10 protein-coding genes are annotated in these 12,062 nt (G+C 73.9%); 6 read left to right on the top strand and 4 right to left on the bottom strand.

The genetic code is table 11. The features are described from left to right. Positions 1-365 precede the first annotated feature (365 nt). Both CTKZ_RS19795 and CTKZ_RS19800 read left to right on the top strand, forming a co-directional pair. Positions 366-968, top strand: coding sequence for a sulfite oxidase-like oxidoreductase (locus CTKZ_RS19795; protein WP_124344523.1), 603 nt, complete (start codon positions 366-368; stop codon positions 966-968). Continuing rightward, positions 956-1,774, top strand: coding sequence for a ferredoxin reductase (locus tag CTKZ_RS19800; protein ID WP_235843572.1), 819 nt, complete (start codon positions 956-958; stop codon positions 1,772-1,774). Before CTKZ_RS19795 ends, CTKZ_RS19800 begins: the two co-directional genes overlap by 13 nt. 109 nt (positions 1,775-1,883) lie before the next feature. Here the strand turns inward: CTKZ_RS19800 and CTKZ_RS19805 are convergent, their stop codons facing one another. After that, positions 1,884-2,876, bottom strand: coding sequence for a sigma-70 family RNA polymerase sigma factor (locus CTKZ_RS19805; RefSeq protein ID WP_124344524.1), 993 nt, complete (start codon positions 2,874-2,876; stop codon positions 1,884-1,886). A gap of 59 nt (positions 2,877-2,935) precedes the next feature. On the opposite strand from CTKZ_RS19805, the gene CTKZ_RS19810 reads away from it, so the two are divergent. Then, the gene (locus CTKZ_RS19810; protein WP_124344525.1) at positions 2,936-3,493 is read left to right on the top strand and encodes an NUDIX domain-containing protein; all 558 of its coding nucleotides are present in this window, start codon (positions 2,936-2,938) and stop codon (positions 3,491-3,493) included. A gap of 74 nt (positions 3,494-3,567) precedes the next feature. Here the strand turns inward: CTKZ_RS19810 and CTKZ_RS19815 are convergent, their stop codons facing one another. Beyond that, on the bottom strand, positions 3,568-6,243 hold the full coding sequence (locus CTKZ_RS19815) for a phosphoenolpyruvate carboxylase (protein WP_124344526.1): 2,676 nt from the start codon (positions 6,241-6,243) through the stop codon (positions 3,568-3,570). Between the two features lie 139 nt (positions 6,244-6,382). Here CTKZ_RS19815 and CTKZ_RS19820 point away from each other — a divergent pair, with 139 nt between their 5' ends. From CTKZ_RS19820 to CTKZ_RS19830, 3 genes are all read left to right on the top strand, one after another. Beyond that, entirely contained in the window at positions 6,383-6,832 is a 450-nt protein-coding gene (locus tag CTKZ_RS19820; protein ID WP_124344527.1) for a helix-turn-helix transcriptional regulator, read from the top strand. A 5-nt stretch (positions 6,833-6,837) separates the two neighbouring features. Further along, positions 6,838-7,248 (top strand): VOC family protein, encoded by a 411-nt coding sequence (locus CTKZ_RS19825; protein WP_124344528.1) that lies wholly within the window; start codon positions 6,838-6,840, stop codon positions 7,246-7,248. Positions 7,249-7,403: 155 nt separating this feature from the next. Beyond that, positions 7,404-9,788, top strand: a complete 2,385-nt coding sequence (locus CTKZ_RS19830; protein ID WP_124344529.1) for an ATP-binding cassette domain-containing protein — start codon at positions 7,404-7,406, stop codon at positions 9,786-9,788. Positions 9,789-10,189: 401 nt separating this feature from the next. Here CTKZ_RS19830 and CTKZ_RS19835 read toward each other — a convergent pair whose 3' ends face one another. Both CTKZ_RS19835 and CTKZ_RS19840 read right to left on the bottom strand, forming a co-directional pair. Next, positions 10,190-10,963, bottom strand: coding sequence for an ATP-binding cassette domain-containing protein (locus CTKZ_RS19835; RefSeq protein WP_124344530.1), 774 nt, complete (start codon positions 10,961-10,963; stop codon positions 10,190-10,192). Next, positions 10,963-12,021 carry an ABC transporter permease gene (locus tag CTKZ_RS19840; protein ID WP_124344531.1) on the bottom strand — a complete coding sequence of 353 codons (1,059 nt, stop codon included), beginning with the start codon at positions 12,019-12,021 and terminating at the stop codon, positions 10,963-10,965. Before CTKZ_RS19840 ends, CTKZ_RS19835 begins: the two co-directional genes overlap by 1 nt. Between the last annotated feature and the right edge of the window lie 41 nt (positions 12,022-12,062).

Here is a 12,062-nt window from a genome sequence, read left to right on the forward strand (position 1 = left end):
GCCGTCGCGGTGGCCGTGGCCGTGCGGGTCGTCCCGCGGGCGCTCCGTCGGGCGGCTGAGCCCACCGGTGCGTCGCGTCGACCCCCGGTCGGCGTGACGCACCGCGACGTCCGCCGCACGGGTCGTCCTCGGCTCGGCGCGCAACCCCGCGCTCGCCGCGGCGACCCCGCGGGGCCGCTCGGGCGGCGACGCGCCCGGACGGCAGGCGACGGCTCTGAGGGTCGTCACCTGGCGCGCGGCTCTGGCGGACGGCACGCGGCGCGGCCCATGATGGCCACGAACGCCCCCGAACCGACCGGAGCGACGATGGCACCCGCACCCGTGCACGTCCCGACCTGCGCGGCCGCGACCGCGCCCGACCGCTGATGGCGATCGTCTCCCGCGGGTTCCGCGGACGACGCGAGGCCGACCCACGACTGCCACCCGGCCAGTACCTCGAGCGCGGATTCCCGGTGCTGTCCGCCGGGCCGACCCCGCGGACCGACCTGTCGACGTGGACGTTCTCGATCGGCGGCGCCGCCGGGCCGCGCGCCACGTGGTCGTGGGCGGAGCTCACGGCGCTCCCGGCGGACGACGTCGTGGTCGACATCCACTGCGTCACCAAGTGGACGAAGCTCGACACGTCGTGGCGCGGGGTGTCGCTCGACCGCCTGCTCGACGCGGTCGAGGTCGCAGACGACGAGCAGTACGCGCTCGCGCACTGCGACGGGGGCTACACGACGAACGTCCCGCTCGCCGACCTGCGCGGCGGACGTGCGTGGATCGCGTACCAGTACGACGGTGCCCCGCTCCCACCCGAGCACGGCGGGCCCGCGCGGCTGCTGATCCCGCACCTGTACTTCTGGAAGTCCGCGAAGTGGATCCGACGCGTCGACCTGCTCACCGACGACCAGTGGGGCTTCTGGGAGAAGCTCGGCTACCACCAGTACGGGGACCCGTGGAAGGAGCAGCGGTATTGGGGCGACTGAACGCGGAGCCGGACGACGAGGCCGCACCGGTCTCCCCCGACGACGCCCCGTACCGCCTGCCCTGGCGGGTCGCCACCCTCGTCGCCACGCACCGCGAGACCCCGACCGCGACGACCCTCGAGCTCGACGTGCCCGGCTGGCGCGGCGCGATGGCCGGTCAGCACGTCGACGTGCGGCTGACCGCGGAGGACGGCTACTCGACCCAGCGCTCGTACTCGCTCGCGTCCCCGGGCACGCTCGGGCTCCCCGCGGGCGCGGACGTCGACGGCAGCCCGGAGCGCATCGCGCTGACCGTGCAGGTCGTCGAGGACGGCGAGGTGTCCCCGTACCTCACGCAGGACCTCGTGGCCGGCGACCAGATCGAGCTGCGCGGGCCGATCGGCAACTGGTTCGTGTGGCACGCGACCGACCCGCACCCCGTACAGCTCGTCGCGGGCGGCTCGGGGCTCGTGCCGCTCATGTCGATGCTGCGCACGCGCCGTCGGGCCGGCTCGCGCGCACCCTTCCGGCTCGTGGTCTCGGTCCGGACCCCGCTCGACGCGATCTACGCCGACGAGCTCGCGACCTTCGACGACGTCGAGGTCACACGGGTCTGGACGCGCCGCGGGCCGCCCGGCTGGGCCGGACGCGTCGGGCGCGTCGACGCCGAGCTCCTGGCGCAGGTGTGCGTCCCGCCCGACGAGCGCCCGCACGTCTACGTGTGCGGCCCGACACCGTTCGTCGAGACGGTCGCGGACCTGCTCGTCGACCTGGGCCACGACCCCGAGCGCATCCGCACCGAGCGGTTCGGCCCGACCGGGTCGTGACGCCACGGTCGTGACCGCAGGCACGTGACCGCACGCGCGTGAGCGGTTCGGCGTGCGCGCGTCGGACTGGGTGGCGCGGCGGGACAGCCGTGACGCTGACGACCGGTCCCTAGGCGGTCGCGACGACCGGCGGGAGCTCGGCGGGCAGGCCGCACGCGGTGAGGTGGTCGACGCCGAACCAGACGACGACGCGCTGGACACCCGCGGTGCCGACGTCGAGCACGGCGAGCTGGAACGCGCGGTGCACGCCGTCCGGGTCGAGCAGGTACACGCCGAACGCAGGCTGCCCGTTGACCGCGGCAGGCAGGAGCCGCAGGGCGCCGGGACCCTTCGCCGGGCACCACGTGCCGATGAGCGCCGCGACGTCGGCGCGCCCGCGGTACCACTCGGGGTAGGGCGGCATCTCCCACACGACGTCCTCGGCCATGAGGGCGACGATCCCGCCGATGTCGTACGACTCGAACGCCCGCACGTACGCGTCGAGCAGCCGGCGCCGTCGCTCGTCGTCGAGCGCGCCCGCGTCGTCGGGGTCGAGCTTCGCGACGTGCGCGCGAGCCCGCTGGAGCGTGGAGTTCACGCCCGCGACGGTGAGGTCGAGCGCGTCCGCGACCTCCGCGGCGCTCCACTGCAGCACGTCGCGCAGCACGAGCACGGCGCGCTGCTGCGCGGTGAGGTGCTGGAGCGCGGCGACGAACGCGAGCCGCACGCTGTCGCGCGTCACGACGTCCGCGGCCGGGTCGCTCGGGGAGCCGGACCACACGACGGTGTCGGGCAGCGGCTCGAGCCAGGAGACGGCGTGCTCCTCGCGCGGCTCGTTCGCGGGGTCCGCCGCGGGCGCGCCGAGGCCGGTCGGCAGCGGCCGGCGGGACCGGCCCTCGAGGTGCGTGAGGCACGTGTTCGTCGTGATGCGGTACATCCACGTCCGCACCGACGAGCGGCCCTCGAACCGGTCGAACGCGCGCCACGCGCGCAGGTAGGCGTCCTGCAGGACGTCCTCGGCGTCGTGCAGCGAACCGGTCATGCGGTAGCAGTGCGCCAGCAGCTCGCGGCGCAGCGGCTCCACGAGCGTCTCGAAGTCGTGCTCGGTGGTCGTCAGCGTCACCCCTCGACGGTAGCGAGCACCACCGACAGCCCGCGACCCCGGGTGCCAGACTGCCCCGCATGCCGCACTCCCCTGCCGACGAGCCCGCACCGCCCGCTCCCGTGTCCGACGCCGCCCGCGCGCCGGGCGCCGCGGACGAGCACTACGCGGCCGGCGACCACCTCGGCCACCGCACGCTCCTGGTGGCCGCCGCGTACGTCGTCCTGCGCCGCGGCGACGAGGTGCTCCTCCAGCTGCGTCGGGGCACGGGCTACCGCGACGGGCACTGGGCGGTGCTGGCCGGCCACGTCGACCCGGGCGAGTCGGTGCACGAGGCGGCGGTCCGCGAGGCTGCCGAGGAGGCCGGCGTCACCGTGCGCGTCGAGGACCTGCGCCCCCTCACGACGCTGCACCGGTTCGAGCGCGGCGGCCCGGCCGTCGAGCAGCGCGTCGACGTGTTCTTCGAGGCCCGCACGTGGACCGGCGACCCGTCGCGCCGCGAGGAGGACAAGGCCGAGGACCTCGCCTGGTTCCGGCTCGCCGACCTCCCGGAGCCCGTCGTGCCGCACGAGCGCCTCGTCCTCGACGCGCTCGCCCGCGGCGAGGACCCGCCGCGCGTCGTCTCGCTCCCGAGCTGACACGACGACGCCCCGCGGTCGTCTGACCACGGGGCGTCGTCGCAGGTCCGGGTCATGCCCGGACGACGCGCGTGTCAGCCGGTGTTCTGCACGCCCGCCGCGACACCGTTGACGGTGAGCAGCAGCAGGCGGCGCAGGTCGTCGGCCTGCTCGGTCGCGTCGCCGGTGCGCAGCCCGCGCAGCGCACGGAGCTGGAGCAGCGACAGCGCGTCGACGTACGGGCTGCGGAGCTGGACGGCGCGGCCGAGGATCCGGCGGCGCGACAGCACGGCGTCGCTGTCGGTGATGGCCAGGACCGAGCGGCGCGTGAGCACCATCTCGGACAGGACCTTGTCGGCCAGGTCGGGGCGGTCGGCGAGCGCGAGGTAGCGGGCGGCGATGCGCTCGTCGGTCTTCGCGAGCGACATCTCGACGTTGTCGATCATCGTCGTGAACAGCGGCCACTGCGCGTACGCGGCGCGCAGCTCGTCGAGGTCGCCGACGGCGTCGAGCGCCGTGCCGAGCCCGTACCAGCCGGCGAGGTTGATGCGCGCCTGCGACCAGGAGAACACCCACGGGATCGCGCGCAGGTCGTCGAGCGACGACACCGACAGGCCGCGACGTGCGGGGCGCGAGCCGATCGGCAGCAGGCCGACCTCCTCGAGCGGGGTGACCTCGGCGAACCACTGCGGGAAGCCCTCGGCCTTCACGAGCTCGTGGAACCGCGTGCGGGACGCGACGTCGAGCTGCTTCGCGAGGTCCGCGAACCGCTCAGAGGCGGCGGCGTTGCGCTGCTCGACCGACGGCGTGCTCGCGAGGAGCGTCGCGGCGACGACCTGCTCGATGTGCCGCGCGGCGATGACCGGGTCGCCGTAGCGGGCGAAGATGACCTCGCCCTGCTCGGTGAGCTTGAACCGGCCGTCGACCGAGCCCGGCGGCTGGGCCAGCACCGCGCGGTTGGCGGGGCCGCCGCCGCGCCCGAGCGCGCCGCCGCGACCGTGGAAGAGCGTGAGCACGATGTCGTGCTTGCGGGCCCACTCGGTGATCCGCTGCTGCGCGGTGTCGAGCGCGAGCGTCGCGGAGACCGGGCCGACGTCCTTCGAGGAGTCGGAGTAGCCGAGCATGACCTCGACGCGGCGCCCGTTCTCCGCGAGGCGCTTCTGCACCTGCGGGATCGCGAGCGCACCCTCGAGGATGTCGACGCTCGCCTCGAGGTCCGCGAAGGTCTCGAAGAGCGGGATCGCGTCGATCACCGGGACGTCGTCAGGCCCGCCGTAGGCGAGCTCGGCGAGGCGGTAGACGGCCGCGAGGTGCTCGGCGGACTGCGTGAACGACACGATGTAGCGGCGCGCGGCCGCGATGCCGAAGCGGCGCTGGACGGTGCCGAGCGCGCGGAACGTGTCGAGCACCTCGAGCGTGCGCGGCTCGAGGGTGCCGTCGACGCCGTTCGCCTCGATGTCCGCGAGCGCCGACTCGTGCACCTGCGAGTGCTGGCGCACCTCGAGCTCGGCGAGGTGGAAGCCGAAGGTCTGGACCTGCCACAGCAGGCGCTGGAGGTCGCCGTACGCCGAGCGCGACGCGCCGGCCTCGACGAGCGAGCGCTGCACGACGAGCAGGTCGGCCTCGAGCTCCTGGGGCGAGCCGTAGGCGAGGTCGGCGTCCCGGCGACGGGTCGCGGCGATGCGCTCGGCGAGGACGAGCACGACGCGGCGGTGCGGCTCGTTGGGCGCCTCGCCCGCGACGCGCGCGGTGACCTCCTCCGAGAGCAGGCGCTGGCGCTGCCACAGCGCGGCGAGCTCGGCCGACGGCGGCGTCATGTCGGTGCCCAGCGTGAGGCCCGCGGCGGTGCGGACCGCCGACGCCTCGAGCGCGGTGAGCGCGTGCTCCGACGCGAGCGTCGCGGCGGCCCGGGTCACCTCGGCGGTGACGTTCGGGTTGCCGTCGCGGTCGCCGCCGATCCAGGAGCCGAGCCGTGCGAACGGCCGGGCCTCGGGTGCCTGCGTCCCGGCCTCGTCGCCGAGGAGCCAGTCGTCCAGGCGCCGGTAGACCGCGGGCAGGACGTCGGCGAGCGTCGAGTCGAAGACGTTGAGGACCGTGCGGACCTCGTCGAGGACCGTCGGCTTGGCGGCTCGCAGCGGGGCGGTGCGCCACAGCGTCTCGATCTCGGCGAGCAGGCGGCGGTCGTTCTCGGCGATCGACATGCCGCCGCGCGAGCGGATGTCCCGCTCCCCGACGAGCTCGGCGATGCGGCGGATCGAGTTGGACACCGCGCGGCGGCGGGCCTCGGTCGGGTGGGCCGTGAGCACGGGACGGAACTCGAGCCGCTGGACGAGCTCGCGCACCGCGTCGGCGCCGAGCTCCTCGCGCGCACGCTCGACCGCGGCCGGCAGGGAGTCGTCGGGAGCCAGGTCGTTCGGCTCGAGGCTCGCCTCGCGCTCGCGCAGCACGCGGACGCGGTGGTACTCCTCGGCCGTGTTGGCCAGGTGGAAGTAGCAGGTGAACGCGCGGGCGACCTGCTCGGCACGCTCGAGCGACAGGCCGGCGACGAGGGCCTCGGCCTGCTCGAGCGCGTCGCTGTCGGGCTCGTCGTGCGCGCGGATCGCCAGCTCGCGGAGGTGCTCGACGTCGTCGAGCAGGTCCTGGCCGACGGACTCGCGCAGCACCCGGCCGAGGAACTCGCCGAGGACGCGGACGTCGTTCCGCAGCGGCTCGGGGACGTCGTGCCGGGCGAGGCCGCGACGCACGTCGCGCGGGGGAAGCGGTGCAGTCACCGGGCCAAGATAGGCCCCGACCGGCGCTGCGGTCGCCCACGGTCCAGGCGCTGGGCAGCCTCGGCGCCCGTCGCGCGGCCGCGCACGCGGTGTCGTCCAGGGGCGGACGCGGGGGCGCGGACGTGGCAGCATCGGCCTCGTGACCAGCAAGGCCGACGCCGAGCAGCGCCGCAGCGACCTCGCGCGGCTCCGCCGGGTGCGCGACCGGATCGACCGCGAGTACGCGCAGCCGCTCGACGTCGAGGCGCTCGCGCGCGGGGCGCACATGTCGGCGGGTCACCTGAGCCGGCAGTTCAAGGCGGCGTACGGCGAGTCCGTCTACGCGTACCTCATGACGCGGCGGATCGAGCGCGCGATGGCGCTGCTACGGCGCGGCGACCTGACGGTCACGGAGGTCTGCTTCGCGGTCGGCTGCCAGTCGCTCGGGACGTTCTCGACGCGGTTCACCGAGCTCGTGGGCGTGCCGCCGAGCGTGTACCGCGGGTCGGCCGAGCACAGCACCGCGGGCATGCCGTCGTGCGTCGCGAAGCAGGTGACGCGACCGGTCAGGAATCGAGAAGCGACGCCGTCGGAGCCGCACCTAGCGTGACCGGCATGGACATCACGATCGCGAACACGTTCCTCCCCCACGACGACCCCGACACCGCGCTCGCGTTCTACCGCGACGTGCTGGGCTTCGAGGTCCGCAACGACGTCGGCTACGGCGACATGCGCTGGATCACGGTCGGTCCCGCCGGGCAGCCGGGCACGTCGATCGTCCTCTACCCGCCGGCGGCCGACCCGGGCGTCACCGACGACGAGAAGCGGACCATCACCGAGATGATGGCGAAGGGCACGTACGCGACGCTCGTGCTCGCCACGCCGGACCTCGACGCGACGTTCGACGCGCTCCAGGCCGCGGGCGCCGAGGTCGTGCAGGAGCCGACCGACCAGCCGTACGGCATCCGGGACGCCGCGTTCCGCGACCCGGCCGGCAACCAGCTCCGCTTCAACCAGGTCGGCTGACCGTCCGACCTCCCGGGCCTCGCACGGCCCCCCCGCATCCGAGCACCCACCCCCGGCGACCCGCCCGCAGCACCCCTGCGCGCGGGTCGCCCGTGCGCGTCGGACCCGGCTGGTTAGATCGGTCCCGACCCCCCTCGCGTCCCCAGGGAGATCCCATGAGCACCGCCACGAGCACCGCACCGGCCGCGTCGCACGTCGCGGACAGCCACGACCTCATCCGCGTGCAGGGCGCGCGGGAGAACAACCTCAAGGACGTCAGCCTCGAGATCCCGAAGCGACGCCTGACGGTGTTCACCGGCGTCTCGGGGTCGGGCAAGTCGTCGCTGGTCTTCGCGACGATCGCCGCCGAGTCGCAGCGCATGATCAACGAGACGTACAGCGCGTTCGTGCAGGGCTTCATGCCGTCGCTCGCGCGCCCGGAGGTCGACCGGCTCGAGGGCCTGACGACCGCGATCATCGTCGACCAGGAGCGCATGGGCTCGAACCCGCGCTCGACGGTCGGCACCGCGACGGACGCGAACGCGATGCTCCGCATCCTGTTCAGCCGGCTCGGGCAGCCGCACATCGGGTCGCCGAACGCGTTCTCGTTCAACGTGCCGTCCGTCAAGGGCAGCGGCGCGATCACCGTCCAGAAGGGCGACCGGACGAAGGCCGAGAAGGCCGAGTTCTCCATGCTGGGCGGCATGTGCCCGCGGTGCGAGGGCATGGGGTCGGTGACCGACTTCGACCGGACCGCGCTGTACGACGACAGCAAGTCGCTCAACGAGGGCGCGCTGACCGTGCCGGGCTACACGATGGACGGCTGGTACGGGCGCATCTTCCGCGGCAGCGGCTTCTTCGACCCGGACAAGCCGATCAAGGACTACGGGAAGCGCGAGCTCGACGACCTGCTCTACAAGGAGCCGACCAAGATCAAGGTCGAGGGCATCAACATCACCTACGAAGGCCTGATCCCCAAGATCCAGAAGTCGCTGCTGTCCAAGGACGTCGACGCGATGCAGCCGCACGTCCGCGCGTTCGTCGAGAAGGCCGTGACGTTCCAGACGTGCCCCGAGTGCGAGGGGACGCGCCTCGCGGCCGAGGCCCGGTCGTCGCGGATCGCGGGCAAGAACATCGCCGACGTGTGCGCGATGCAGATCAGCGACCTCGCGCAGTGGGTGCGCGGGCTCGACGAGCCGACCGTCGCGCCGCTGCTCGCGGGCCTGCAGCACCTGCTCGACTCGTTCACCGAGATCGGCCTCGGGTACCTGTCGCTCGACCGGCCCGCGGGAACGCTGTCGGGCGGCGAGGCGCAGCGCACCAAGATGATCCGGCACCTCGGGTCGTCGCTCACCGACGTCACGTACGTGTTCGACGAGCCGACCATCGGGCTGCACCCGCACGACATCCAGCGCATGAACGACCTGCTGCTCCAGCTGCGCGACAAGGGCAACACGGTGCTCGTCGTCGAGCACAAGCCCGAGGCGATCGCGATCGCGGACCACGTCGTCGACCTGGGGCCGGGTGCCGGCACCGGCGGCGGGACGATCTGCTTCGAGGGCACGGTCGAGGGCCTGCGCGCGAGCACCACGATCACGGGTCGGCACCTCGACGACCGCGCGACCCTCAAGGCGGACCTCCGCCCGACGCAGGGCGCGCTCGAGATCCGCGGCGCGTCGACGCACAACCTCCGCGACGTCGACGTCGACGTGCCCCTCGGCGTGCTGTGCGTGGTCACGGGCGTCGCCGGGTCGGGCAAGAGCTCGCTCATCCACGGGTCGGTCGCGAAGCGCGACGACGTCGTCGTCATCGACCAGGGCGCGATCCGCGGCTCGCGGCGCAGCAACCCCGCGACCTACACCGGCCTGCTCGACCCGATCCGCAAGGCGTTCGCGAAGGCCAACGGGGTCAAGCCCGCGCTGTTCAGCTCCAACTCCGAGGGCGCGTGCCCGACCTGCAACGGCGCGGGCGTGATCTACACGGACCTCGGCGTCATGGCGACGGTCGAGTCGACGTGCGAGGAGTGCGAGGGCCGCCGCTTCCAGGCGAGCGTGCTCGAGTACACGCTCGGCGGGAAGAACATCGCCGAGGTCCTGGCGATGCCCGTGACCGAGGCCGAGGAGTTCTTCGGCGCGGGCGACGCGCGCACGCCCGCCGCGCACGCCATCCTCGACCGGCTCACCGACGTCGGCCTCGGCTACCTCACGCTCGGCCAGCCGCTCACGACGCTGTCGGGCGGCGAGCGGCAGCGGCTCAAGCTCGCGACGCAGATGGGCGAGAAGGGCGGCATCTACGTCCTCGACGAGCCGACGACCGGCCTGCACCTCGCCGACGTCGCGCAGCTGCTCGGCCTGCTCGACCGGCTCGTCGACTCCGGGAAGTCCGTCATCGTCATCGAGCACCACCAGGCCGTGATGGCGCACGCGGACTGGATCATCGACCTCGGCCCCGGCGCGGGCCACGACGGCGGTCGGGTCGTCTTCGAGGGCACCCCGGCCGACCTGGTCGCGGACCGCTCGACGCTCACGGGGCAGCACCTCGCGACGTACGTCGGCGCCTGACTTCACCGTCACGACGCCCCGCGGGGCGAGCGGTCCGCGTCAGGCCTGCGGCTCGCGGCCCGGCGGCTGGCCGGGCGGGGTCGGCTCGGCGACGGGGACGAGGCGTGCGTGACGGTCGGGGCGTCGGCGCTCACCGTGACGTCCTCGTCGTCGTCGCCGTTCACGTGCCGCAAGGTGGCGCGCGTGCCGTCGACGAGGCGGTAGGTCACCGTCGTCGTGGCGGGCGTCGACCTCGAGCAGGTCGGGGGCGGAACGGTGCGACCGGACGACGCGGGTCGACGGGCGGAGCCCGTGGCACGGCGGACCGTCGCCCGACGGTGCGCGGACCCGGCCCGGCGCAGCACCGGGGCCGCCCACGCGTCGTGCCGCATGGACGGCCCCGGCCGGGCCCGCGGGGCGGGTCAGGCCGCGAGCGCACCCGTCATCAGGGCGACCGCCTCGCTCGGCGAGTGCGTCTCCGGGGTGATGACCGCCGCCCGGCGGCCGAGCCGCTGGACGTGGATCCGGTCCGCCACCTCGAAGACGTGCGGCATGTTGTGGCTGATGAGGATCACGGGGAGCCCGCGCTCGCGCAGGTCGCGCACGAGCTGGAGCACCTGCGCCGACTCCCGGACGCCGAGCGCGGCGGTCGGCTCGTCGAGGATGACGACCTTCGACCCGAACGCCGCCGCCCGCGCCACGGCGACCGCCTGGCGCTGGCCGCCGGACAGCGTCTCGACCGCCTGCGTGACGTCCTGGAGGGTGCTGATGCCGAGCGCCTTGAGCTGCTGCTCGGACCGCTCGCGCATGCCCGCCGTGTCGAGCATCCGGAACACCGAGCCCAGGACCCCGCTGCGGCGCTGCTCGCGCCCGAGGTAGAGGTTGCTGGCGATGTCGAGCGCCGGGGAGACCGCGAGGTTCTGGTAGACCGTCTCGATGCCCGCGGCGCGCGCCTCCTGCGGCCCGTGGAACGTCACGGGTCGCCCCTCGAGGAGCAGCTGGCCCTGGTCCGGGGTGTGCGCGCCGGACAGGCACTTGACCAGGGTGGACTTGCCGGCGCCGTTGTCGCCGATGATCGCGAGCACCTCGCCCGGGTAGAGCTCGAGGTCGACGCCGTCGAGGCCGACGACCCGCCCGAACGTCTTGACGAGGCCCGTCGCCTGCAGCACGGGCGTCCGTGCGCTGTCCTGCGTCATCACGCACGCTCCTTCCGGATCCACTGGTCGACCGCGACCGCGACGATGACGAGCACGCCGACGGCGAGCGTCTGGTAGAGCACGTCGACGCCCGCGAGCGACAGCCCGTTGCGGAACACGCCGACGATGAGCGCGCCGAGCAGGCTGCCCCACACCGCGCCGCGCCCGCCGAACAGGCTCGTGCCGCCGATGACGACCGCGGTGATCGAGTCGAGGTTCGCCTCGGCCGCCGCGTTCGGGCTCGCGGCGTTGATGCGGCCGACGAGGATCCAGCCCGCGAGCGCGAACAGCCCGCCCGCGGTGACGTACACGCTGAGCAGCACGCGCGGCACGCGGATGCCGGCGAGCGCGGCGGACTCCTTGTCGTCGCCGACCGCGTAGACGTGCCGGCCCCACGCGGTGCGGCCGAGCGCGTACGCGACGACCGCGTACATGGCGAGCATGACGAGCACGCCGACGGTCACGCGCACGCCGCCGACGGTGAACGCCTCGCCGGTCCAGGTGAGCAGCGACGGCAGCTCGCCGCCGCGGACGGTCGCGCCCTTCGAGTAGAGCAGCGTGAGCGCGAGGAAGACGTTGAGCGTTCCGAGCGTGACGATGAACGGCGGCAGCTTGAGCCGGGTCACGAGCAGGCCGTTGACGGCACCGGCGGCGAGCCCGACGGCGAGGCCGACCCCGAGCGCGACAGGACCGGGCAGGCCGTTCGTGACGGCGGTCTGGGCCATGACCATCGAGGACAGGACCATGATCGCGCCGACGGACAGGTCGATCCCCGCGGTGAGGATGATGAGCGTCTGGCCGACGGCGAGCGCGCCGACCACCGCGACCTGCTGGGTGACGAGCGACAGATTCTCGGGCCGCAGGAAGCGGTCGTTGAGCAGCCCGAAGACGACGACGGACAGCGCGAGCACGAGGGCCGGGCTGAGGGCGGGGTGCCGGTGCAGGACCGACTGGATGCGGCTGGTGGCGGACTGCCGACGCAGGAACTCGTCGGCGACGTGCGGCTGGGGGGCGGCGGGCGCGGGTGCGGCCGACGGCGGGACGGTACGTGAGGTCACGACTCCTCCTCCGGGTGCGGGATCGGCGGACGGGGGCGACC

Origin of the sequence: Cellulomonas algicola, assembly GCF_003851725.1 — a bacterium.
Taxonomy (GTDB): Bacteria; Actinomycetota; Actinomycetes; order Actinomycetales; family Cellulomonadaceae; genus Cellulomonas; species Cellulomonas algicola.